Genomic DNA, 23108 nt, shown 5'->3' with positions numbered 1-23108 from the left:
GAATGAGCACCCCCTTGAACTCCTCCCGTCGCCAGTGGCTGAGCCGTGTCGGTAAAACCAGTGTGGCTGGTCTGGCCTTGAGCACTCTGCCTGTGTACGCGCGCAGCAGCTCGGCCCATGTCGTTGTGGTCGGTGGCGGCTTTGGCGGTGCAACCGCTGCCCGTTACTTGAAGCGCGGTGATCCATCCCTGAAAGTCACCTTGATTGAACCGGCCACCACCTTTTACACCTGCCCGTTCACCAATCTGTATCTGGCCGGCTTGCGCCGTTTTGAACAGCAGGGCCACGGCTTTGATGATTTGCGCGCAGCCGGTATCGATGTCATTCACGACCTGGCCACTGCGGTCGACTCCCAGGCCAAAACCCTGACCTTGGCCAAGGGCCAGAAGCTGTCTTACGACAAGCTGCTGCTCTCACCCGGTATTGATTTTCGCTGGAACACGCTGGAAGGCTATGACGAGGCCGCTTCCTTGCTGGCCCCGCACGCCTGGAAAGCGGGCGATCAAACCCGTTTGCTGAAAAGTCAGCTGGATGCCATGCCCGACGGCGGCACCTTCATTATGGTAGCCCCCGAAAACCCCTTCCGCTGCCCGCCCGGCCCTTACGAGCGCGCCAGCATGGTGGCTCACTACTTCAAGCAGAACAAACCCAAATCCAAGATCCTGATTCTGGATGCCAAAGACAGCTTCTCCAAACAGGGCCTGTTCCAGGATGGCTGGAAACAAGTCTATGGCGACATGATCGAATGGGTGCCCTTCTCCAAAGACGGCAAAGTCACTCGCGTGGATGCCGCCAAGCTGAGCGTGGAAACCGAGTTTGGCGAGATCCACAAAGCCGATGTGCTGAACGTGATCCCGCCACAAAAAGCCGGAGCCATTGCCGAACAGGCCGGTGTCACCAACGCCAGCGGCTGGGTGCCAATTGACCCGCATACCTTCGAGTCCGAGCAGGTCAAGGACATCTACGTGGTGGGCGATGCCACCATTGCCTCGCCCATGCCCAAGTCCGGTTTCTCTGCCAATACGCAAGCCAAGCTGGCAGCGGCTGCCATCATTAATGCCTTGAGCGGCAAGCCTGCGCCACAGGCCACACTGAGCAATACCTGCTACAGTTTGATCGCTCCCGACTATGGCATTTCTGTGGGGCACTTGTACGCCTTTGCCGATGACAAGCTGGCTGAAGCGTCCGGCGGGGTCAGCCCTAAAGAAGCCAGCCCGGCCTTTCGCAAGCAGGAAGCCCAGTATGGCGAGGCCTGGTATGCCGCGATCAGTCGCGACATCTGGGGCACCAAAGGCTAAGTGGTTCCAACCCGGTCCTAACATCCAGCGCACATGATGAATACAGAACTTGTACTGTGGGTCAGCTTGGCCATTGGCCTGCTCTTTGGCATTAGTGGCCAGCTCAGTGGTTTTTGCTTTTATCGTGGCTTGACCGAGCGCTGGTCCGGGCGTAGCGGCTACAAGCTTCAGGGCTTTGCCCTGGCGCTGGCCGTGGCCCTGGCCGGGACACAACTGGCGGCGGGCTACGGGCTGATCAGTCTGGACAAGGTCCTGTACCTGAACCCCACTTTCTCCTGGCTGCTGGTGCCACTTGGAGGTGTACTCTTTGGTGCAGGCATGACCCTGGCTAATGGCTGCGGCGCCCGAGCTCTGGTTCTGTTGGGACAGGGAAATCTGCGCTCCTTTGTCGTCGTGCTTTGTCTGGGTATCGCCGCTTATATCACCTTGACGGGCCTGCTGGCGCCGCTGCGCATGAGCATCGCCCAAGCCAGCAGTGTCACCTTGCCCGCAGCGACCCTGTCCGAGGGTCCCCTCCGCTCTATGGTGATTGCCCTCCTCGTCGCCGCCCTGATCGCTTTTGCCTTACTGCGTCGCCAGGACGGCCAACGCCTGAATGACCTGCTGGCCGGAGCATTTGTAGGGCTGCTGATTGTGGCAGGCTGGCTGACTACCGGCTGGCTGGGCGATGATCCCTTCGAGCCTTTACCCGTCAGCTCGCTGAGCTTTGTCGCCCCGATTGGGGAAAGCATTCAATACGCCATGATCTCCACCGGCATGAGCCCGCGCTTTACCATCATGATTGTGGTGGGTGTGGTGGCCGGCTCCTTGCTGAGCGCCCTACTGCGTCGTCGCTGGAAGCTGGAAGGTTTTGAGTCGCCCCGCCACATGCTGCGCTCCATGGCAGGCGGCGCCTTGATGGGCGTAGGTGGCGTGCTGGCCCTGGGCTGCACCATAGGCCAGGGCTTAAGCGGCTTGTCCACCTTGTCGGCCACCTCCTTGCTGGCGGTGCTGGGCATTATCGTCGGTGCACGTCTGACCTGGACCCGCCCAAGCGCCTGACTCCGTGTTTCAATAAGGGCTTGATTGACTGCGCTTCAGAATGGTCCAGGCGAGCTCCACCTGACATTCGCTGAAGCACTCTTACCGAGCCCACTGCAATGCGACAGATCCTGCTTGTTGTCGATGTGCAAAGCTGCTTTTCACCGCCCCCCTGGCTGATCGACGGCATTAATGCCCTGAGCACCCGCCTGCCTTGCGCGGCCTTGATTGAACTGCACGACGAGTCTCAAACCCCTTTTTCCAGTCAGCTAGGCTGGTGTCCGCCGCGCAGCGATCGCTGTCTGGTCGATGCCAAACAAATCTTCATCAAGCACGGCTACGCCCCCAGCCCCGCTGCAATGGAATATTTGCAGCAATGTCAGGCTGATCGCATTCTGGTCTGCGGCATTCAAACCGATACCTGCGTGCTGGCTGCCGGGTTTGCCTTGTTTGATGCCGGGCTGCACCCCACCCTGATTACGGATCTGACGGTTGGCTCGTCCCTGGATCGCTCCGGCGAGCTGGGTATCAAATTGTGGAAACATCACTTCGGGAGCACGATCCACAGCAGCGAACTACTGGCTGAACTGGACCGGCATTAATCACGCGCATGGGCGGGTAAAGCCGGACTTGGCCCAGCAACCCAAAGGTAGCGCCCACACGCGTCAAGCCACTACTCTGCAGCGAACCGCTCATCAAATCCGCCCCCCTGTTCTCTCTGCTGCACCAGACAAATGCTGATTGAACATTCAACCATCGCGCCCCTGATTAATCATTACGTTTAGCGTAATCATTCGCCCATAAGCTTTATTGATAGCCCTATACCGCCACTGATATGGTCGTTTCCAGAAACCTGCAAAAGGTTCAATTACAAGGAGACGAGACATATGCATTGGCTATCCATTGCCGTTTTAGGAGGCATGTTCGTACTGGCAACCGCCCTACCCATCAATATGGGGCTGATTGCTTTTGTAGGCGCTTTTCTGGTGGGTACGCTGGTGGCGGGCATGGGCGCCAAGGAAATCATGGGCGGCTTTCCGGCTGACCTGTTTCTAACACTGGCCGGTATTACCTATTTGTTCGCGCTGGCTCAGAACAATGGCACGATCAACTGGCTGGTCAGCATGGCCGTGCGAGCCGTGCGTGGCCGCATCGCCGCCATTCCTTGGATCATGTTTCTGATCACGGCCGCATTGACCGCTGTGGGTGCCGTCAGCCCGGCCGCCGTTGCCATCATTGCGCCGATTGCGCTGGGCTTTGCCCGCCAGTACGGCATCAACCCGCTCTTGATGGGTTTGCTGGTGATTCATGGCGCCCAAGGGGGCGGCTTCTCCCCCATCAGTATTTACGGTGGCATCACCAACCGTGTGGTCAGCGCCGCCGGTTTGCCCTTGAATGAAATGGCCACCATGATGGCCAGCCTGAGCATCAACTTGGCCGTGTCCATTTTGCTGTTCGTGTGGATGGGTGGTTTGAAGCTGATGCGTCAGAAAGTGGACCTAAGTTCGGCTGACGTAAACGTTGCCCGCGTGGCCCATGGCTCGGGTGGTCCGCAAGTGTTTGGCGACGCTGAAGCCGAAGCCTTTGGTGAAGAGCGCAAGACCGCCCGGAAAAGCCCCGATGCCCTGGTCGAAGCCGGTAATGGTGCCAACGAGGCCCCCCACTGGTATCGCGTTCTTACCTTGGTCGGCCTGTTCATCCTGGCCGTGCTGACTTTGTTTTTCAAACAGGATATTGGCTTTACCTCGATCACCATCGGCCTGGTACTGACCTTGATGGCCCCCAATCTGCAAAAACGCGCGCTGGGCCAAGTGTCCTGGCCTGAAATCATGCTGATTGTGGGTGTCAGCACCTATGTGGGCGTGATGGAATCCATGGGCACGATTGATTTTGTCGGCCATAGTGTTGCCCAGCTGACCTCTCCCTTGATGGCGGCCTTGCTGCTGCTTTTTGTGGGCGCGGTCGTGTCGGCGTTTGCCTCCTCCACCGCCGTGCTGGGTTCGCTGATTCCGCTGGCGGTGCCCTTTCTGCAAGGCGATGGCGGCGTGGGGCCGGTGGGCTTTATTGCGGCTATGGCCGTATCCTCCACCATTGTGGACGTCAGCCCCTTTTCCACCAATGGCGCACTGGTACTGGCCAATGCCCAGGGAGTGTCGCGTGATGCCTTCTTCCGTCAGCTATTGCTGTACGGTGCTGCCGTCACGGTTATTGCCCCAGTCGTCGTCTGGCTGCTGTTTGTGGTGCTCTAAAACTCCCGGCGAAGCAGAAATCCAGCTGGCCCCGGCACTTTGCTAGCCGGGGCCTTTTTGATGGGGATTCTGACCTCATCGACCGGCAGTTAACGCTCTCTGGTCCAACTCCATAGACCATAAGATTTGCTAGTGGCGTGGAATGCCTGCAAGGCATATTCCCTTCTGCCTCATCCCGGCGTTCAGCCCTCAGCCCGGAACCGACAAGACTTATTCCCGCCCGAGTCTCACCAGCTCATCGCCCCGCCTCCCTCTCAACCGCGTTTTTCCCTATGGAAAAAGCCAAAACAGCTATGGCGCCGCATTAATTTCTGAATAAAGCCTTGAAAGCTGGAAATTCCCAACACCGAAATGAGAATGATTGCTATTATTCTGCCGTTGTTTCAAGCCTGATGCCCTCTTCCCCTCTCTGTCACCAAGAACTTGCTTACTGAAAAGCGAAGCTTGCGTGATGAGCGCAGCGTACAAGAATGGCGGACTCAATCCGTCACCCACCGTTGCCAAACAAGCACGGCTTTTCTCGGTTTAATGATCATCAATCCAGCATCCGGAGACGGTGTTGTAGTAGGAGGCGCGTCAGCGTGAAAGAGTCATTTCGCCAATGTATGGCATGGCTGCATACCTGGGTCGGTCTGGTGGTGGGCTGGATCCTGTTTTTCGTCTTCGTCACTGGCACGGCTGGCTATGTGGACGATGAAATCACTCGCTGGATGGAGCCGGAGCGCCCCTTGCCCATGCAAGTCCTGCCCGAGCAATCCAGCCAGATGCTGGATCAGGCCCTGGCGCAGTTGCAAGCGCATGCCCCGGCAGAGTCCAAAGCCTGGACCATTACCCTGCCGCATCAAGCCCTGAACCCGCGTGCCACGCAAGGGCTATCCATCGCCTGGGAAGAAATGCCCCAGCCCGGTCAACGCGGCCGTCGCGGGGGTGAAGAACTGGACCCTGTCACCGGCCAGATTCAGCCGGAAGTGGAACCCCGCGCAACTGCTGGTGGCACCGGCCTGTACCGCATGCATTACGCCTTGCACTACCTCCCCTATCCGGTCGCTATCTGGCTGGTCGGTATCTGTACCATGCTGATGCTGCTGGCCGTGATTACGGGCGTGGTGACTCACAAGAAAATCTTCACCGACTTTTTCACCTTCAGGCCCGGCAAGGGGCAGCGTTCCTGGCTGGACGCGCACAATATCGTCAGCGTCATGTCCCTGCCCTTTTTCCTGATGATTACCTATACGGGCCTGATTTTTTTCATGTCCATCTACATGCCGACCGGACGAGAAGTCATGTACGGCGCGACAGAAGAAGGACGGCAGGCTTACTTCCAGGATATTCGTCAGCAAAAACGCGACTTCCTGCCCGTGAGCATGCCGCAGGCTCCCCTGGGCCAGATGATGCACAGCGCAGAACAAGCCTGGGGCAAGAACAGCATTGCCTCGGTGCAGATTACCCATCCGGCAGATAGCCAAGCCTATGTAGAACTGCGTCGCACCGGCGTCACGGGCGTGTACTGGACCCGTGCCGAGACCCTGCGCTTTAACGCCTCTGATGGCAGCCTCATGGAGCCAGAGGACAATAGCAATGTCACCGGAGACACTCACCGCGTATTGCTGGCCTTGCACGAAGGAGTGTTTGCCGAATGGTGGTTGCGCTGGCTGTACTTTATTTCAGGCTTGCTGGGCTGCGCCGTCATTGGGACAGGTCTGGTGCTGTGGACGGTAAAGCGTCGTACCCAGCATCAAAAACGCAAGGCCAAAGCCGCCCCGCTTAGCGCATCCGAGCGTTTTGATGCCGCTGGCCTGCGTTTAGTAGAAATCCTGAATGCCGGAACTCTGGCCGGTTTGCCCTTGGGGCTGGCGGCCTACTTCTGGGCCAACCGCCTTTTGCCTGTGAATATGGCCGACCGCGCCGCCTGGGAGTTTCATGCTCTGTTCCTGGTCTGGGGCTGGTCCTTCCTGTATGCCTCCTGGCGACCATTAAAACGCGCCTGGCTGGAACTGTTGTACCTGACAGCCGCCGCCTACGCCTTGATTCCTGTCCTGAACCTGCTGACGACCGACCGCCACCTGGGTGTCACCGTCATCCATGGTGACTGGGGCCTGGCAGGCTTTGACCTGACCATGTTTGGCCTGGCCGCTATCTTTGTCTATATCGCCATCAAAATGAAACGCAAATGGCACATTGCCAGCCTGCCTAAAAAAGCAGCCGCCCCAACCAGCTTGCAAACTGCGGGAGTGAACGGATGAGTGGACTGACTTCCCGCTACCGCCTGCAAGTGCTCTCGCGCATTGTGGCGGCCACTGTCGGCGGCTACGCCCTGGCAGCCGCTGCCACGGTGTTGCTGACCTTGCTCTGGCCTCTGCCTAAAGCCCAGGCCGTTCTGGCCGCGAATATGTTGAGCTTTGTCTGGTACACCATCGCCGTCATGTGGGTGTTCAGCACCAAAAGCGCCACCCGCGCTTGGGTGGGCATGGCTCTACCGACGGCTTTGATCGCCTTGCTGAGCGTTCTGTTGATGCCTGCAGGAGTGCTGCCATGATTAATACCAGTCTGTGGCTGAATCTGGCCGTTTTTATCATCAGCCTGGTGGGCTTTATCTGCCTGGCTTTGGCCAGTGATCGCCAGGGGGAATTCCTGCTGCATCGCATGCCCAGCGAGAAGGAAAGGCGGATCTTTCGTCTGCTCGGCTGGCCCTTGCTGGCTGTGGCTTTAGCTCTATGCTGGCAAGGCTGGGGCTGGAGCATGGGCACCGTTGCCTGGCTGGGTTGGCTGACCATGGCCGGTGCCGGGTTGACCTTTTACTTGCCCTGGTGGCCTTGGCAGGAAAAGAAACCTGTGCGGGCCAAACCTGCACCAGTTGCGAAGGCAGCGCCTAAAGCGGTTGGAGCGGACAACACTGCATCGCCATCAAATGACGCTGTAGCTGGGAAAAATGGAGTGGCGGCGGCAAATTCAAGCGCTGCTTCAACTAGCGCTGGGGCTACACGTACAGAGCCAACTCACGCTGGAGTGGCGCCTACAGCATCACGATTTTCCACACGCAGCCTGGTTTTTGCCAGCGGCCTTTTGGCCATCCCTGCCGCCTTCATGATTTATCTGGCGCAACAAGGCCCCGAGCCTGTATTTGGCAACCATGCCCTGCAAGGCCAGATTGGCCCCTGGTCGTTTGCTCTGGCTGAGACGAATAACAAAGCCCCCATCAGCGGGCCCACCGGCGCTCATCGCAAAGCATTTCAGATTCGCTTTTGCCAGGCCTGCGACCCACATATACGCCGCGCCTATCTGCAAGTGAGCAAGCCCGAGCCTATGCCTGCGCCCCGTCAAGCTTTCAGCAACACGCGCTGGACACGAGCGGTAGAAATCGTCATTCCGCCCAATAGCGAACTGGAACATCAACTATGGCTAACTGTGGAAGCCAAGAGTGGAGAGATCTACCATCAGGCTTTTGATTTCCACCAGGTATCCCCCATGACGGCGGCGTTCATCCAGCAACAGCCGTAAGCGCGATCCGAGTAGAAAGGGCCAAGATTGCCCCCCCGGAGTGTTGAACAACAATTCAAGCTTTGGTGGGCCATTCAAATCCCGGCCCTTTTTTATTCCTGGGCAACGCGGGTTCCTTGATGAAACACCATCTGCCAACGCCCCTGACTCTGCTTCCAGATGGAGCTGCGCAAGGATTGCTGCGGCTTTTCATCACCTGATACCTCACACACATAAGTCGCCAGGACGACATCCTCTGACAGGATGGTCAGCTTGAAGTTGTTGAGGTGGCGCTGCACAAAATCCTGTTCAGGCAGATCGCCTAGCACTTCTGCTCTACCCCACGCCGCGCCTCTGGCTCCGAACTCTACAAACTCGTCGGCCAGTAAAGCGCCAAGCGCCGCCACATCCTGACGAGTGGCACGCTCAAACAGGCGCTCTTCAAGAGACAGGATCAAGGATTCAAGGGAGTGAGGCATGTGGATGTGAGGGAATTGGGAGTGATGTTCAGCGTCAGAATCGTCAACACAATTCTTCATAAACCAGACAAAATCCTACACCTGACACAAGCCGCCACGCCACCGATATTTCTCACATTTACTATAAAAAAACACCACCCTAAACAAAGGAAAATTTTTAACAGTTGTTTTCCTTTCAAGCACTTAGCGCTTCCCGCTTATCGCTAGAATCCAGCCGTGTTAAATGACTAACAGGGCAATATCATGTCTTTATTAAAACGATGCACCGCAGAAACGCTGGGCACTTTCTGGCTGGTCTTTGGGGGCTGCGGAAGTGCGATCTTTGCCGCTGCCTACCCTGAACTGGGGATTGGTTTTGCCGGGGTAGCCCTGGCCTTTGGTCTGACTTTGCTGACCATGTGCTATGCCATCGGCAATATCTCTGGTTGTCACATCAACCCGGCTGTCACGCTGGGCCTGGTCGCTGGGGGACGCTTCCCCGCTCGTGATGCCATTCCCTACATCATTGCCCAGGTTCTCGGCGGTCTGCTGGCCGGCGGTGTTCTGTACCTGATCGCCAGCGGCAAAACCGGCTTTGATCCCGTGGCAGGTTTTGCCTCCAACGGCTTTGGCGAGCACTCGCCCGACAACTACAGCCGCAACGCAGCCCTGATCGCAGAAATTGTGCTGACCGCCTTCTTCCTGTTCATCATCATGGGCGCAACCCACAAGCGTGGTCACGCTGGCCTGGCAGGCGTAGCCATTGGTCTGGCACTGACTTTGATTCACCTGATCAGCATCCCTATCACCAACACTTCCGTGAACCCTGCGCGTTCTACTGGCGTGGCCTTCTTCCAGGGCACCTGGGCCTTGGAGCAGCTGTGGCTGTTCTGGGTGGCTCCCTTGGTTGGTGGGGTGATCGGCGCGCTGGTGTATCGCTTTCTGCACGCCAACGACGAGTAAGCTGCGCTAACTCCTGCTGGCAGGACCCTTGAGCCGCATTGGCTTGAATCGAGCATATGGCCCATTCAAGACAATGCGGCTCAATGCTATCTATGGAACCCTGTTATCACCCGGCAAAGCATCAGGCTTGCCGCCCTTTGTAGTAGGATTTACACCCTGCCCCGAGCAAATGGGCATTACGCACTGCATCTGGCGATTCAACTGAGCCTCATACGTTTATCAACGCCCACAAAACCGGAGAACCCCATGAAAAAAGCATTGAATACCGGCCTGATCGCTTTAGGACTGAGCTTGATGGCAAGCGCCTCTTCCGTTCAGGCGGCCGACTGCGACAGCATGAGCAATCAAAATGCCATGAACCAGTGCTTTAGCAACGAGTACAAGAACTCGGACGCCGAACTGAACAAGCTCTACAAGGAAATCAGCCATCGTCTGAAAGATGATGCCGACACCCTCAAAGCCTTGCGTAACGCCCAACGTGCCTGGATCAGCTTCAGGGACGCAGAATGCGACTTTGCAGCGATCAACACCGAAGGCGGCAGCATTCACTCCATGCTGATCACCACTTGCCGGAACGAATTGACCCAGGCCCGTATCAAGAACTTCAACACCTACCTGTCCTGCGAAGAAGGCGATATGAGCTGCCCGGTTCCACCGGCCATGTAATGACATGCCCGACACCAAACACCCATCCACGCGCGATTTGAACGACCTTTACTACTTTGTACAGGTCGTGGACCACGGAGGATTTGCACCGGCCGGACGGGCTTTGGGCATCCCGAAATCCAAGCTAAGCCGACGCATCACCTTTCTGGAAGAATCCCTGGGTGTGCGTCTGATTCAGCGGTCCAGCCGCCATTTCAGCGTCACGGAAATTGGCCAGATGTACTACCAGCGCTGTGTAGCCATGCTGGTGGAGGCCGACTCCGCTCAGGACATCATCGAGCGCCATCGCAGCGAGCCGCAAGGCTCAGTACGCATCAGCTGCCCCCTGGCTTTGCTGGACTACGGCGTCAATGAATTGCTGGCCCGCTATATGGCGGCCTATCCGCAGGTCAAGCTGGAAGTGGAAAGCACCAACCGCCGCGTGGACGTGATTCGCGAAGGCTTTGATGTGGCCTTGCGCGTCCGCTTCCCTCCTTTGGAAGACAGCGGTCTGGTGATGAAAGTCCTGGGCGAGAGTACACAGTATCTGGTTGCCAGCCCGGCCCTGATCGAACGCATGGGCGGGCTGCCCAAGCTGGACCAATTAGGGAACTGGCCCGCCTTGAGCGACGAGCATCTGCAACGCAATCCCACCTGGCAACTGCAAACCGCAGAAAACACCCTGATGGAAGTGCCCTACCAACCCCGTCTGGTCTGCGACGACCGCATGACTTTGCTGCAATCAGCCTTGCAGGGAATTGGCGTCGTTCAGATGCCGGCCATGCTGATCGCTCCGTACATGCAGGACGGCAGACTGGTGGATGTGGCCCCCGGCTGGAACCCCCGCTCCGGCGTGGTACATGCCGTCTTTCCTTCACGCCGAGGCCTGGTGCCTGCGGTACGCGCTCTGCTGGATTTTCTGGGCCAGGAGTTCGTCACTATTTTGCATACGCCCGCCCCCTGAATCCCTGCTGCAAATTACCCAAAGCCAGCTTCCAAGCAGTCGTTCTAATTATGGAACGCTGATGGCCATATTCTTATCTATTCAAGCCATCGTTGCACTCCTATAGTCTCTTCATCACACTATTCATGATGGGGAGTACATCAACATGAACGCCAAAATGGCTGCGGCCACTGCCGCTATTCTCTGGGGCTTTACCTACATTCTGACCACGACCTGGTTGCCACCTAATCCCTTGTTCCTGGCTGCTGTCCGGGCTTTGGGAGGCGCCATCGTCCTGCTGGCATTGGTACGCAGCCTGCCGCCCCGTGCCTGGTGGGGGCGCCTGGCCGTGCTGGGCACCCTGAACACCGGCCTGTTCTTTGGCCTGTTCTTTATCGCTGCCACCCGTCTGCCCGGTGGCGTGGCCGCCATCTTCCAGGCGCTGACACCACTGGCCACCATCTTTATCGCCTGGGGCATTTTGCGTGCTCGCCCTGCCCTAACGCGGATTGGAGCCGTTCTCTTGGGTGCGCTGGGCGTGTCGCTGGTTGTCCTGTCCAGCAATGCCACTCTGGATCTGATCGGCATTGCCGCCGCTTTGGGCAGCATGTTGTCCATTGCGACGGGCGGGGTCTTGATGAACAAATGGGGTGCGCCACCTATCCCTTTGCTGGGCTTTACCGGCTGGCAGCTCTTGATTGCCGGTGTGGAACTGAGTGTGGTTGTGCTGCTGACGCAGGACATTCCAAGCCAGCTTATCCCTGTGCATTGGCTGGGCCTGTTCCTGCTGGCAACTGTACTGACGGCTGGTCCCTTCGCGCTGTGGTTCAGTGCCATCAAGCAACTGAGCGCCGTCACTGTTGCCCCCTTCATGCTGCTGGTGCCTGTGACCGCTTTTATTCTGGACGCGCTGATCAAGGGCATCTGGCCCACCACGCTGCAACTGGTGGGAGTGGCACTGGTCATGGGTGGACTGGTCTTGAGCCAGCAAACACTGGCCGTCGCACGCTCCACGCTGGAAGCATCTGTCCACAAGCCCTGAACGCCCCACCCAAGGAGGAGGCATCATGAACCACGTCATACAAGAATTACTGCGTTCACGAGTGTATTTTGTACTGGCTACTCTGCTCCTGACCTACATTTTCTGGTGGAGCGGTGTGAATAAGGTTTGGGACTTCAGCGCTGCAAAAAAGGAAATGGCCCACTTCGGACTGGAGCCCCAGGCTTTATTCGCCGTGCTGACTATCACAGTTCAATTGCTGGGCAGCTGGCTGATTATCAGCGCGAGTCGCCTGGCCTGGTTGGGAGCGCTGATGCTGAGTGTCTTTACTTTGTCCACGATTCCCCTGGCACATCGGTTTTGGGAAATGCAGGGCTTGGAAGCCTTTCTGGAACAAGCTCTGGTGCAGTACCATATCAGTGTGATCGGCGGGCTGGCGGTGGCCGCCGCTTTGGCTCATGCTTACCGGCAGGTGCGCCGGTAAGCGCGATCTCAAGCGTTCTTCTTGCAAAAACGGCAGACATGGTTTGATGTCTGCCGTTTTCCTTTACAGGGCCGGTTCGGGCTGATCAGGGTCGCGCTGTATATCAAAACCAGCGGCCCGCCAGGCTTCCAATCCGCCTTCCAAAGGGCGCACCCGACTATAGCCACTTTGCAGCAAGCGTTTGGACACCAAGGCTGCGGACACCTCATTGGGGCAATCGCAATACACAATAATTTCCCCGTCGGTAATCAAATTCAGCGTGGCCTCACCCAAAGCCAGACTGATCGCCCCCGGAATACGTCCTTGCGCCTGCATCAGGGTCGAACGCACATCCACAATCGTGGGGGGCGTGTCCGAGGACAGCATCTGATGCAACTCTTGCACGCTGACACGCTCCATGCACAAGGATTTCATGAAGCGATGGCGCTGCCACCACTTTCTGGCAATGAATACCGCCAAAGCCAGCGCCAACAGGATTCCACCCACCACCCCCAGACTGATCAGCACATTCAGCAGCTCATCCACCGCCGAGCTGAACAAGGAGCCCAGGAACACGGCAGAGCCGGCCCAGACCGTAGCCCCGATGATGTCGTAAAGCAGGAAGCTTCTTCTGGGCGTCCCCACTGTACCGGCCAACACACTGGCAATGGAAGCAAAGCCGGGTATGAACTTGGCCACCATCAAGGACGGTGCCCCCCAACGCATATAAATGGATTCGGTCTGCCGAATACAGGAGTCCGGCGACAGTGAAATTTTGCACAGCAAAGCCAGCAATTTGCCACCATAGCGTCGCCCAGCCAGGTACCAGCCGTAATCCGCAATCATCGCGCCCAGCACGGCAAAACCCAGCAAGCCCCACAGGCTGTAACCACCGGACTCGTGCAAGGCACCCGTTACCACCAACACCGGATAGGCCGGCACCGGCGCCCCTGCCTGCTCCACCAGGACATTGAAAAACACGATCAACAGACCGTGTTGCTCGATAAGTTGCAGAATCGATTCGACCATATTGCGAGGTACAAAAATTGCCAGACAGCCGATATTGTAGGCTGGTGTCGGCCGATTTCTGTTTCAACGCTAAAGCATTACGGCATAGCTTCCATGCAAAAAACACGGTCCCTTTCAAGGGCATCTGGCCAGACTCGACGCCGCTACTTTCATCACGCCCCTGCACTATCCCCGAGGCTGGCTCTGCAGCCACAAAACCGCTCAACAAACAAGAACTATTCTCATTAAAAGCCTACAGGTTAACGCTAGTAGTCATCGCTTTTTACCTGTCTATACAATAGCGGCGTCAATAACGGTTCAGGTGAGAGTCTTCACTTTGATGAAGCGCCGACGGAGCAACGACCCCGGAATCTCTCAGGCAAAAGAATCCTGAACCTTTGACCATCTGGAGAGAGGCACACCCGTGCCCACCGAAGGGGACCATCGCGAACCGATGGATAAGCTCTCAGGTAAACGGACAGAGGGGGTACAGAGGCCATATGGCCTGTGTTCACCTATTCGTCCGGAGCCTATTTATGAGCAGATAGTCAGGCGCCTTTTCTGGCCGCCTGGCATACCACATCCCTATTCCCATTTTTAATCGCACACAGGTCTGTTTTGACATTTCATGTCGTCAGAACAAGGAGGACTGCTGTGCGCTCCTCAGCTTATTTAGATCGGCATCAAGAAAACCGTCCTTGAGGACGGGTTGTGCCCTTTGTTTTCTCGCAGCACAGTCATAATTACGCATTTGAACGAAAAAAAATTAGGAGAACAGTGTGTCTCAGCAACATTCATCTGGACTGCAGCGCTCGTTGAAAAACCGGCACCTGCAACTGATAGCAATTGGAGGCGCTATCGGTACAGGGCTATTTATGGGATCAGGCCGCACCATTAGCCTGGCCGGACCCTCGGTCTTGTTTACCTACATGATCATTGGGTTCTTTTTATTCTTTGTTATGCGGGCGATGGGGGAATTGCTCCTGCATAACCTGGAATACAAATCTTTCGTGGATTTCTCCGCCGATATTCTCGGCCCCACCATGGGCTACTTTCTGGGCTGGAGTTATTGGTTCTGCTGGGTGGTGATTGGTATTGCAGATATTGTCGCCATTACCGGCTATACCCAATTCTGGTGGCCGGACATTCCGCTCTGGTTACCCGGCCTGGCATGCATTGCCTTCCTGCTGATCTTTAACTTGCTGTCGGCCAAATTGTTTGGCGAGCTGGAGTTCTGGTTTGCCCTGGTCAAGATCATCGCCATTGTGGCTCTGATTGGCGTGGGTGCTTACCTGCTGTTCACCGGCTTTGTCGGCCCGACCGGCGAAAAAGCCAGCCTGACCCACTTGTGGGATCGCGGCGGCATGTTCCCCAATGGCTTGCATGGTTTCTTTGCGGCCTTCCAGATCGCCATCTTTGCCTTCGTGGGCATTGAGCTGGTGGGTACGGCCTCGGCTGAAACAGCCGACCCTGCCAAGAACCTGCCCAAAGCCATCAACAAGATTCCCGTTCGCGTGATTGTGTTCTACGTGCTGGCCCTGACTGCCATCATGACCGTCACCCCCTGGGACATTGTGGCGCCCAACAAGAGCCCGTTTGTAAACATGTTCTTGCTGATTGGCGTGGGTGCAGCAGCAGCCATCATCAACTTTGTGGTGCTGACCTCGGCCCTGTCGTCCGCCAACAGCGGCATGTTCTCGACTGGTCGCATGTTGTACGGTCTGTCCAAGAACAAGCTGGCTCCAGAGGCATTCAGCCAGTTGTCGCGTAACGGCACTCCCCGTAATGGTCTGATCTATTCTTGCGCCCTTTTGCTGTCCAGCCTGTTCCTGCTTTACGCAGAAGGCGACGTAATGCGTGTGTTCACCATTGTGACCACCGTGGCCAGCATCTGCTTTATCTTTGTCTGGGCCGTGATTCTGATCACCTACCTGAAGTACCGTCGCATTCGTCCTGAGGCCCATGCCGCATCGAGCTACAAAATGCCCTTTGCGATTCCCATGTGCTACCTGACCCTGGCGTTCTTTGCCTTTGCGCTGTACCTGTTCAGCCAGGAAGAAGAAACCCTGATCGGCCTGATGGCTACGCCATTCTGGTTCCTGGCCTTGTTCATCTGCCTGCCTTTCTACAAGAAACGCATGAAGCAGGATCTGGCCCTGGGCCTGGCGGCGCAAAGCGTACGCTAAGTTGTGATGGACACAACACGGTTCTACCAAGAACCGTGTTGCAGCAATCGGGTCTGGCCTCGTTCTACAAAACCTGGCTGGCATACACTGGCAACACTCCAACTCGCTGTCCTTGGGCAGCAGAACTGGAACGAGGCTGGAGCCCGATTGCAAAAAGCCACCCAAACGGGTGGCTTTTTTCATGCTCATTGTCGCCCCGAAAGTCTGGCTTTCACCTTCAGGCCCAGCACGATTTCCCAAGAAAATCACCCTTATTTACGCCTTATTACCCTTAATTATTAAACTCAAGTTTACGTAAGGGTAAACCCAAGTTGTGGCGCTTTAGAGCTTACTCATAGACTAAACCCGGTGTGTGGCCAATAAAAACGTACAAAAGGGACAAGCATGGTTTTGCGTCTAATCGACTCAATCAATGAATGGATAGGAAAGCTCATTTCCTTTATTGCCATCATTTTCTCCGCCATTATTATTTACGAAGTGTTCATGCGCTATGTGATGAATCAGCCCACTCGCTGGACTTTTGACGTCACCAAGCAGCTATATGGGTTCTACTTTCTGATGCTGGGCGCCTACGCACTTAAACATCAGGCCCATGTCCGGGTGGATTTGCTGATCAACCGCTTTTCCCCCACCGTTCGCAAATGGACCGAGATTGCGGGTTATCTGATTTTCTTCTTCCCTTTTGCCTGGGTATTTCTGACACGCAGCTACGACTTCGCCATGCGCTCGCTGGCGCAAGGCGAAACCACGTACGGCGCAGTACAGTTGCCCGTCTACCCCTTGAAGATGTCCATGGCCCTGGCCGCCGCGCTTTTGCTGCTCCAGGGCATTGCTGAAGTTATTCGTTTGTTGACCCAGAAGGAAGCCGCTCACCATGACGCCTGAACTGATTGCACTTGTCATGGGTGGCCTGCTCCTGCTTGGGCTCTTCATGGGCCATCCCTTGGCCTTTGTTCTGGGTAGTACCGCCGTCATCGGCGCACTGGTGGCTGGCAAGCCCATGGTTCTGGGCATTGTCGTCAACCGCATTTACGGCGATGTCCTGGACAACTACACCCTGATCGCCATTCCTTTATTCATCCTGATGGCGCGCTTCCTGTCCGACTCGGAAGTGACTGACAAGATGTTCGAAGCCTTGCGCCTGCTCATGTCCCGCGTTCGTGGCGGACTGGCACTGGCCGTGGTGTTCATCTCCATCCTTCTGGCGGCGACCACCGGCATTATTGGCGCCTCCATTACCGTCACCGGCATGATGGCCTTGCGCCCCATGCTGCGCTACGGCTACTGCCCCAAGCTGACCACCGGTGTTATTGCGGCCTCCGGCTGTCTGGGCATTCTGATTCCACCGTCCATCATGTTGATCCTGATGGCCAGCTACTCTCCCCTGTCCATCGGTGAATTGTTCGCCGGCGCATTGATACCGGGTGTCCTGCTGGGCCTGCTGTATGCCGTCTGGGTCGTGTTTGTTGCATGGCGTCACCCGGAACGTGCCCCCTCGGTGGAGCCTGATGAAAAGATCTCCAAGCCCGCCCTGATCCGCATGCTGCTGGTGGAAGCCGTGCCACCCATCTTTCTTATTCTGGGCATTCTGGGCTCCATGCTGGCCGGTATTGCAACGGCCACGGAAGCCTCGGCCATTGGGGTATTGCTGTCCCTGCTGATCGTTATTTTCCGGGGCAAGTTCAAATGGTCCATTTTCCTGAATGCGCTTTACGAAACGGGCCGTACTTCCTCCATGATCTTATTTATCGTGGTGGGTGCCACCGCCTTTACCGGCGTCTTTAATATCACCGGCGGTTTGGGCGCCGCACAAGACCTGATGCGTGGCCTGGATATGCAGCCCTGGCTGCTTATTGTAGTCATGCTGCTGATTATTTTTGTGCTGGGCTGCTTTCTGGACTGGACCGGTATTGTCCTGCTTTCCTTCCCGATTCTGTTGCCCATTGTGCAAGAGATGGGCATCAGCCTGCTGTGGTTTGTGATTCTGGTCGCCGTTGTTTTGCAGACCTCTTTCCTGACCCCTCCCTTTGGTTATGCACTGTTTTATTTGCGGGCCATTACGCCCAAATCCGTCAAAACCATGGAGATCATTACCGGGGTCATTCCATTCATTGGCCTGATTATTTTGATGTGCATCTTGCTGGCCATTTTCCCTGGCCTGGCCACTTGGCTACCCACTGTCCTGTACGGAACTTAAATAAAACAAGGAGACACCATGAAACTGACAAAGAAGGCACTCTTCGCCTTGACGGGTTTTGCCCTGCTGGGCATGACCAGCCTGAGCCAGGCGGCACAGAAGTGGACCATGACCAGTACCTGGCCCGCTTCGATCGAGCTGGTCGAACTGGACAAGAAATGGGTAGAGCTGGCCAACAAGCTGGTCGGTGATGAGTTGAAGATCGAATTCTTTGAAGGCGGCGCACTGGTTCCAACCGGCGAGGTCTTCAGCGCGGTGGAGTCCGGCACCATACAAGCCGGAGCCGACTGGCCGGGCTACTGGGCAGGCCGCAACCCCGCTTTCTCCCCTTTAGGAACACACTCCAGCCTGTTCAACGCGGTTGACTACGCAAACTGGATCAAGGAATGGGGTGGCGCCGAGCTTTATAACGAGATCTACGGCAAGTACGGCATGGTTTACCTCCCCTACGCCATCACCAATAACGAATCCGGCTTCCATACCAATGTGCCGATTCGCAACCTGGAAGAAATCAAGGGCAAGCGCCTGCGTCTGTCTGGTCTGGAACAAGGCAAGGTGCTTGAAAAAATTGGTGGCACCCAGGTATCCATGGCGGGTCAGGAACTGTATCAATCGCTTGAGCGTGGCGTGATCGAGGGAGCCGAGTTCTCCACTCCGAACGTGGACGTTTCTGCCGGTCTCCATCAGGTCACCAAGCACTGGACCACGCCGGGTTGGCACCAGTCCGCTTCCGTGTTTGGCGTCATGATCAATAAAACCGCCTGGGATGCACTCAGTGATTCGGCCAAGGAAAAACTGCAAATTGCCGCCGACGCCACCATGATGTGGTCCATTGCTTTTACAGAGAAAAAAGCGACGGAAGGTCTGCGCACCTTCCAGAAAGCTGGCGTGGAAATCCACCGCATGGACGATGAAAGCCTGAAGACTATTCAGCAAGTCACCAACGAGGTGATGATTTCCATGGCCTGCAGCAACCCTGATGCGGCCAAGGTATATGCCAGCCAGATGGAGTATCTGCACGACTACAAGGACTGGCGCGAAACCTCCATGCCCTTCAATCTGGGACGTCCGATTGATGGCCCGGATCTGGAGAAAATCAAAGCCTGCCTGAAATAAAACGCCCTCCTCCAGTGAGCTTGAAAGCGATAGTGGTCCGCCACTATCGCTTTTTTATGCGCCCCGCAATCAAGTCTGAATCGCTTTGATCGCTACAGGACCTGCAGAAAGGCCAGCAAAGCCTGAAGTTCCTCATCGCTCAAGTTCAAGACCTGTATCCGTTCCGATTTACGCGGCACCAAAAGCCCGGTTTCTTTGGGGTCCGGCCCCATTGCCACGTCATACATACGCAACAAGCCATCCAGGCTGGGGAACAAACCGTTATGCATCCAGGGACCTGCCTTGGCAACATTGCGCAGGCTGGGTGTTCGGAACAGCCCCAGATCCGCAGGGTCTCGGGTCCATTCAAATCGTCCCAGATCCTGCAAGCGACGCCCATAAAAAGACAGACCGATATTGTGAAAACCGTTGTCTGTCAGCATGGGGCCGTTATGGCAATTCATGCAGCGTGCCTTGGTACGAAACAAGTGCAGGCCGATCAGTTCCTGATCATTCAAGGCAGCCGTATCTCCGGCGATAAAATCATCAAAGCGCGTTGCTGCCGGGCGAATGGTAACTACATAGGCGGCCAAGGCACGGGCCAGTCGCTCGGCGTCGATGGGATTGGATGAGGATGCGCCAAAGGCTTGTTGAAATGCCTGTCTATAGTCTTCCGACTCCTGCAAACGTGGGATCAAGTCACTCAAGGCATGGTTCATTTCTACCGGGTTTTCTATGGGGCCGACAACTTGCTCCTGCAAGGTTCGAGCACGGCCATCCCAGAACAGATCTTTAGCAAAAGGCGCAGCAAACAAGGGGGGAGTACGGCGTTTTCCCATCAAGCCATCCTCCCCTACGGCTGATGCCTTGCCATCGGTAAAGGACTTGTCGGGCTGATGACAGGAGGCACAGGAGATCTGCTTTTTACGGGACAGCTGCTTGTCAAAAAACAGGCGTGCCCCCAAGGAGACGATCTGCCTGTTCTTGGCATCCTCTGCCGCCTCGGACTGGGCGCTGGAGCCCGGCCCAGGCACAGGCCCCCATTCTTGCCAGGACTGCCCCGGATCAATGGTGGGCGCTGGCCATTGAGCGGGGACATTTTTATAAAGGGCGCGTAGACACCTGGCCTCAAGCATGTCCTTAGCTCCACAGGATTGTTCTGTTGTCTCCGACGCGGAAAGCCCCGTAGTGGCCACAGGAGCAGAAGCTAAACCTGAGCCAAGCTGCTGGTCCACTCCTGTCTCCACTCCCCCCGCCGCGCAGGTTGCCCCTGACAGCACTGTTGCCAGTGCCGCCATCAGCAAGCTTGCGCCCGCTCGTCCTCCTGTTAATACCGATAGGAAGCGCGCAGCCACAACTCTCGTCCTGTGCGATATAGGTTAGGGTTCAGCACGGAGGTCGGTGTCGAGACCACCACTGGCGCTTGCTTGTCCAGCACGTTCAGCACATCCAGCCCCAGGCCCAGACCTTTAAGCATGGCCGGTTCCCAATCCAGACGCATATCCCAGGTCCAATAAGAACCGACCCGACCGGACTCGTACTTCTCCAAGCCATCGCCCCGATTCAGACCCACATAGTGCACATCCATGCGAGCGCTGTTCCAATTAATCCGGTTGTTCATCTGCAAGCCATACCGCGCCCACATGCCGGTTACGCCAGCGCTGACTCGCCATGGCAGGTTGTAGTCCCCCACTGGACGATCACCACGGCGTATCAGGTCGCCGTTGTAATAGATGTTTTCCTCCTGTGCCTCGGCTTCACCGTCATAACCGTCGGCCAACTTGTTATTACGCTTGCTGTGCTGATAGGTCACATCCACACGCCCCGTCCACAAGCTCTCGCCCAAGGTCCAAGGGGCCGTGTTCATCAGACTCAAGGTAAAGGCATCGGTTTTGGACTTGCCATTATTGGTGTAGGTGTAGCCTGTCTTCGCCAGCCCTTCGATAGAGACTTGTTGACGGCCATAGCGGCGCACATAGGCCAGTTCGGCGGCCACTTTGTTCGTCAGCTGTTGCTGCAAACGCAAGGCCCACTCGTCGTCATACGGGGTTTTCAGGCCATCCAGCTTGTAGGCCGTATGCGAAGGACGGTCTACCGGATTGCCGCCCGTCACCAGCAAGGTGTGCAGTTGGCTCTTGCGCTCGCGCATGGCAATTCCAAGAATATCCATGCCGTAATAGCGCGACCAGCCACCCGACAGACGGGTTTCACCCGTTCCCAGCACATCCCATTCCAGCAAGGTACGGGGGGCCAGATTGGTATTGCCAAAGTAGTTGTCTTTGTCCATGCGCAAGCCTGTTGTCAGGGCTAGACGCTGCCAGGACATGCGGTCCGATACATAAACGGACGCATTGGTATAGCTGACGCCCACCTCTCCAGCGCGGTAATAATTCAAGACCTGAACCTTGCTGGGCTGCCCATCGCTGTAATGGCGTTTCTGCCCCCCATAGGCATCCCGATCTCGGACAAATTCTCCCTTGGTATGGGCCAGCTCAAAACCTACGTAGGGCGTATGTTCGATTGCCCCGGTCTGAAACGGCTTGAACTCCAGTCGGGTCTTCATGGTCAGATTGCGTTGCTCGGTAGACTCCTGCCCGAAACCACCGCTGATATAGGTGTAGTCGGGGCGGCCATTGGGCAGAAACACCATATTGACCATATATTCCGTGCCGTCGGAATTACGGTAGCTGTTCATCTGGTCGTAACCCAGCTGCAAGCGCCCCTGCCCCCAGCCAAAATCATGGTTCAGGTCAAAGCCCAGACCATAGGCTTTTTGTTGATGCTGCCACTGAACACGATTGGCCATCATGCCGGAATCGACCAGATCCTCGCGTCGATCCGCGTACTTGAAGGTCAAGGCGGAGTCCGTGCTGGCGCTCCAACGGGTATGGACTTTGGCGAACACATTATCGACACGGTCTTTGGAGTTGGTATTCACATCGGTGAACTCCTTCTCGTGCAGTACGCGCATGGTGCGATCAATGCTGGACTCACGCCGGGACACATTGATCAAGGCCGCAGTATTGTCCGTAATGCCCACATCCAGCATGGCGGACGAAAAACGCTTGGTCCAGGCTGGGGTGAAACCGGGCTCACCCGCCCCGAACTTTTTCTTTTGCTCTTCAGGTACAGTCTGTGACGTCAAACCCGAGGAGTTGTAGCTGAAGTCCGCGCGGAAGCTGTTATCGCCCTTGGGATCACGCACCTTGGCATCGACCACGCCCCCAGTGAAGCGGCCGTATTCCACGGGAATGCTGCTATCGAGCACCGTCACGCTTTCCAGCATATTCGTGTCCAGGTTGTAGGCCTGGGCGTAGGCAGGCACATTGCCCACCTGCAAATTCAAGTTACGACTGGCTGGATCAATCTGATTGGTGGAGCTGATGCCATCAATCTGGAACTGATTCTGGAACGGGCTGGCCCCGTAGAAGCTGATATCTTCCAGCGCCAGAGAACCACGGTTGGCACTGGTTTTCGCGGCCTCGTTCTGACGCACGGCCGGGTTATCGGCCAGAAGGCTGGACAGATCACGGTTACCTGCAGCACGTTGATCCAGTTCCTCGCGGGTATAGTTGCGTTCACCAACACGCTGGCCTTGTACACGGACGGGCTCCAGCACGGACAAACCTTTGGCAACGGGAGCCGTCACAATCGTGTAGCGCTGATCGCCCTGGGCTCTGGCCGCCAGCCCCCAAGGGGTCAGCAAGGTATCCAAGGCCTGCTCAACCGTCAGTTCGCCCTGCAAGGCCACGGCTCGCTTTTCCCGAACCTGTCCCGGTGAAAACGCAATTTCCACCTGGGCCAGACGGCCAATTTGCAAAAGTGCATCCGCCAAAGGCTGAGAGGCCATATCCAGCACAATAGGCCCGGCAGCGTGTGCCGGCATGGGCTGCATCACGAACAGAACACTGGCCATCAAGAAAGCCAGTTGCCCCTGCTTGAAGCGCGAGCCTTGGGAAGAAGAAAGAGACTTGGTTGTCACGCCGGGGCGAGCTTGCCTGCGCAAGGCAAAAAGAGACGGCGTGTCCTGCAAAGCGCACTTCATGATTGAGCATCCTATGTAAACAACTACCCTCAGGACGCTGTGCTACCCCTCTCCCCTCACC

20 protein-coding genes and 1 riboswitch are annotated in these 23108 nt (G+C 56.6%); of the genes, 16 read left to right on the top strand and 4 right to left on the bottom strand.

Features of this window, described 5'->3' with window-relative positions:
- Positions 1–2 precede the first annotated feature (2 nt).
- The 7 genes from M2Q46_RS00775 (at position 3) to M2Q46_RS00745 (ending at position 8065) form a co-directional block, all read left to right on the top strand.
- Positions 3–1298, top strand: a complete 1296-nt coding sequence (locus M2Q46_RS00775) for an NAD(P)/FAD-dependent oxidoreductase (RefSeq protein ID WP_026484494.1) — start codon at positions 3–5, stop codon at positions 1296–1298.
- Between the two features lie 33 nt (positions 1299–1331).
- On the top strand, positions 1332–2339 hold the full coding sequence (locus M2Q46_RS00770; RefSeq protein WP_302356315.1) for a YeeE/YedE family protein: 1008 nt from the start codon (positions 1332–1334) through the stop codon (positions 2337–2339).
- A gap of 98 nt (positions 2340–2437) precedes the next feature.
- On the top strand, positions 2438–2920 hold the full coding sequence (locus M2Q46_RS00765) for a cysteine hydrolase family protein (protein WP_302356313.1): 483 nt from the start codon (positions 2438–2440) through the stop codon (positions 2918–2920).
- A gap of 285 nt (positions 2921–3205) precedes the next feature.
- A complete protein-coding gene (locus tag M2Q46_RS00760; RefSeq protein ID WP_009461047.1) occupies positions 3206–4567 on the top strand; it encodes an SLC13 family permease in 1362 nt (453 codons plus the stop codon).
- A 581-nt stretch (positions 4568–5148) separates the two neighbouring features.
- Entirely contained in the window at positions 5149–6810 is a 1662-nt protein-coding gene (locus M2Q46_RS00755) for a PepSY domain-containing protein (protein ID WP_230940672.1), read from the top strand.
- Positions 6807–7103 (top strand): DUF3649 domain-containing protein, encoded by a 297-nt coding sequence (locus M2Q46_RS00750; protein WP_088452454.1) that lies wholly within the window; start codon positions 6807–6809, stop codon positions 7101–7103. The genes M2Q46_RS00755 and M2Q46_RS00750 overlap by 4 nt, the downstream gene beginning before the upstream one ends.
- A complete protein-coding gene (locus M2Q46_RS00745; protein WP_302356305.1) occupies positions 7100–8065 on the top strand; it encodes a DUF3325 domain-containing protein in 966 nt (321 codons plus the stop codon). The genes M2Q46_RS00750 and M2Q46_RS00745 overlap by 4 nt, the downstream gene beginning before the upstream one ends.
- A 92-nt stretch (positions 8066–8157) precedes the next feature.
- On the opposite strand, the gene M2Q46_RS00740 is transcribed toward M2Q46_RS00745, so the two are convergent.
- Positions 8158–8523 (bottom strand): DUF4440 domain-containing protein, encoded by a 366-nt coding sequence (locus M2Q46_RS00740; protein WP_137431330.1) that lies wholly within the window; start codon positions 8521–8523, stop codon positions 8158–8160.
- Between the two features lie 243 nt (positions 8524–8766).
- On the opposite strand from M2Q46_RS00740, the gene aqpZ reads away from it, so the two are divergent.
- The 5 genes from aqpZ to M2Q46_RS00715 all read left to right on the top strand — a co-directional run bounded on the left by aqpZ (position 8767) and on the right by M2Q46_RS00715 (position 12537).
- Positions 8767–9465, top strand: a complete 699-nt coding sequence (gene aqpZ, locus M2Q46_RS00735) for an aquaporin Z (RefSeq protein WP_088452448.1) — start codon at positions 8767–8769, stop codon at positions 9463–9465.
- Positions 9466–9711: 246 nt separating this feature from the next.
- On the top strand, positions 9712–10131 hold the full coding sequence (locus M2Q46_RS00730; RefSeq protein ID WP_081055479.1) for a lysozyme inhibitor LprI family protein: 420 nt from the start codon (positions 9712–9714) through the stop codon (positions 10129–10131).
- 4 nt (positions 10132–10135) lie between these two features.
- Positions 10136–11074: a LysR substrate-binding domain-containing protein gene (locus M2Q46_RS00725; protein WP_115635005.1), complete on the top strand. Its 939-nt coding sequence runs from the start codon at positions 10136–10138 to the stop codon at positions 11072–11074.
- A 145-nt stretch (positions 11075–11219) separates the two neighbouring features.
- Positions 11220–12095 (top strand): DMT family transporter, encoded by an 876-nt coding sequence (locus M2Q46_RS00720; RefSeq protein ID WP_302356298.1) that lies wholly within the window; start codon positions 11220–11222, stop codon positions 12093–12095.
- A 25-nt stretch (positions 12096–12120) separates the two neighbouring features.
- Positions 12121–12537 carry a DoxX family protein gene (locus M2Q46_RS00715; RefSeq protein ID WP_302356296.1) on the top strand — a complete coding sequence of 139 codons (417 nt, stop codon included), beginning with the start codon at positions 12121–12123 and terminating at the stop codon, positions 12535–12537.
- A gap of 63 nt (positions 12538–12600) precedes the next feature.
- On the opposite strand, the gene M2Q46_RS00710 is transcribed toward M2Q46_RS00715, so the two are convergent.
- Positions 12601–13545, bottom strand: a complete 945-nt coding sequence (locus M2Q46_RS00710) for a rhodanese-like domain-containing protein (RefSeq protein ID WP_060186948.1) — start codon at positions 13543–13545, stop codon at positions 12601–12603.
- 290 nt (positions 13546–13835) lie between these two features.
- Positions 13836–13925: riboswitch (glycine riboswitch) on the top strand.
- Positions 13926–14303: 378 nt separating this feature from the next.
- Between M2Q46_RS00710 and M2Q46_RS00705 the strand changes: the two genes are divergently transcribed.
- The 4 genes from M2Q46_RS00705 to dctP all read left to right on the top strand — a co-directional run bounded on the left by M2Q46_RS00705 (position 14304) and on the right by dctP (position 19023).
- Positions 14304–15710 carry an amino acid permease gene (locus M2Q46_RS00705; RefSeq protein WP_302356294.1) on the top strand — a complete coding sequence of 469 codons (1407 nt, stop codon included), beginning with the start codon at positions 14304–14306 and terminating at the stop codon, positions 15708–15710.
- A 384-nt stretch (positions 15711–16094) separates the two neighbouring features.
- A complete protein-coding gene (locus M2Q46_RS00700) occupies positions 16095–16595 on the top strand; it encodes a TRAP transporter small permease subunit (protein ID WP_226349297.1) in 501 nt (166 codons plus the stop codon).
- Positions 16585–17907 (top strand): TRAP transporter large permease subunit, encoded by a 1323-nt coding sequence (locus M2Q46_RS00695; protein WP_083053847.1) that lies wholly within the window; start codon positions 16585–16587, stop codon positions 17905–17907. The genes M2Q46_RS00700 and M2Q46_RS00695 overlap by 11 nt, the downstream gene beginning before the upstream one ends.
- A gap of 18 nt (positions 17908–17925) precedes the next feature.
- Complete coding sequence (gene dctP / locus M2Q46_RS00690; RefSeq protein ID WP_026484510.1) at positions 17926–19023, top strand: TRAP transporter substrate-binding protein DctP; 1098 nt, start codon at positions 17926–17928, stop codon at positions 19021–19023.
- 92 nt (positions 19024–19115) lie between these two features.
- On the opposite strand, the gene M2Q46_RS00685 is transcribed toward dctP, so the two are convergent.
- Together M2Q46_RS00685 and M2Q46_RS00680 are read right to left on the bottom strand one after the other, a co-directional pair.
- Entirely contained in the window at positions 19116–20138 is a 1023-nt protein-coding gene (locus M2Q46_RS00685; protein ID WP_302356289.1) for a cytochrome-c peroxidase, read from the bottom strand.
- Between the two features lie 191 nt (positions 20139–20329).
- Positions 20330–23047, bottom strand: a complete 2718-nt coding sequence (locus M2Q46_RS00680) for a TonB-dependent receptor (RefSeq protein WP_302356287.1) — start codon at positions 23045–23047, stop codon at positions 20330–20332.
- Between the last annotated feature and the right edge of the window lie 61 nt (positions 23048–23108).

The organism is Alcaligenes sp. YSL9, from assembly GCF_030515105.1.
Taxonomy (GTDB): domain Bacteria; phylum Pseudomonadota; class Gammaproteobacteria; order Burkholderiales; family Burkholderiaceae_B; genus Alcaligenes; species Alcaligenes phenolicus.
The sequence above is the reverse complement of the archived record's forward strand: the minus strand, read 5'-3'. Positions and strand labels throughout refer to the sequence as shown.

Excerpts from the sequence above, each read along its gene's own strand:
- M2Q46_RS00775 (WP_026484494.1), top strand. The coding sequence starts at position 3 with ATGAGCACCCCCTTGAACTCCTCCCGTCGCCAGTGGCTGAGCCGTGTC.
- M2Q46_RS00770 (WP_302356315.1), top strand. The coding sequence starts at position 1,332 with ATGATGAATACAGAACTTGTACTGTGGGTCAGCTTGGCCATTGGCCTG.
- M2Q46_RS00765 (WP_302356313.1), top strand. The coding sequence starts at position 2,438 with ATGCGACAGATCCTGCTTGTTGTCGATGTGCAAAGCTGCTTTTCACCG.
- M2Q46_RS00760 (WP_009461047.1), top strand. The coding sequence starts at position 3,206 with ATGCATTGGCTATCCATTGCCGTTTTAGGAGGCATGTTCGTACTGGCA.
- M2Q46_RS00750 (WP_088452454.1), top strand. The coding sequence starts at position 6,807 with ATGAGTGGACTGACTTCCCGCTACCGCCTGCAAGTGCTCTCGCGCATT.
- M2Q46_RS00745 (WP_302356305.1), top strand. The coding sequence starts at position 7,100 with ATGATTAATACCAGTCTGTGGCTGAATCTGGCCGTTTTTATCATCAGC.
- M2Q46_RS00740 (WP_137431330.1), bottom strand. The coding sequence starts at position 8,523 with ATGCCTCACTCCCTTGAATCCTTGATCCTGTCTCTTGAAGAGCGCCTG.
- aqpZ (WP_088452448.1), top strand. The coding sequence starts at position 8,767 with ATGTCTTTATTAAAACGATGCACCGCAGAAACGCTGGGCACTTTCTGG.
- M2Q46_RS00730 (WP_081055479.1), top strand. The coding sequence starts at position 9,712 with ATGAAAAAAGCATTGAATACCGGCCTGATCGCTTTAGGACTGAGCTTG.
- M2Q46_RS00725 (WP_115635005.1), top strand. The coding sequence starts at position 10,136 with ATGCCCGACACCAAACACCCATCCACGCGCGATTTGAACGACCTTTAC.
- M2Q46_RS00720 (WP_302356298.1), top strand. The coding sequence starts at position 11,220 with ATGAACGCCAAAATGGCTGCGGCCACTGCCGCTATTCTCTGGGGCTTT.
- M2Q46_RS00715 (WP_302356296.1), top strand. The coding sequence starts at position 12,121 with ATGAACCACGTCATACAAGAATTACTGCGTTCACGAGTGTATTTTGTA.
- M2Q46_RS00710 (WP_060186948.1), bottom strand. The coding sequence starts at position 13,545 with ATGGTCGAATCGATTCTGCAACTTATCGAGCAACACGGTCTGTTGATC.
- M2Q46_RS00700 (WP_226349297.1), top strand. The coding sequence starts at position 16,095 with ATGGTTTTGCGTCTAATCGACTCAATCAATGAATGGATAGGAAAGCTC.
- M2Q46_RS00695 (WP_083053847.1), top strand. The coding sequence starts at position 16,585 with ATGACGCCTGAACTGATTGCACTTGTCATGGGTGGCCTGCTCCTGCTT.
- dctP (WP_026484510.1), top strand. The coding sequence starts at position 17,926 with ATGAAACTGACAAAGAAGGCACTCTTCGCCTTGACGGGTTTTGCCCTG.
- M2Q46_RS00685 (WP_302356289.1), bottom strand. The coding sequence starts at position 20,138 with ATGCTTGAGGCCAGGTGTCTACGCGCCCTTTATAAAAATGTCCCCGCT.
- M2Q46_RS00680 (WP_302356287.1), bottom strand. The coding sequence starts at position 23,047 with ATGAAGTGCGCTTTGCAGGACACGCCGTCTCTTTTTGCCTTGCGCAGG.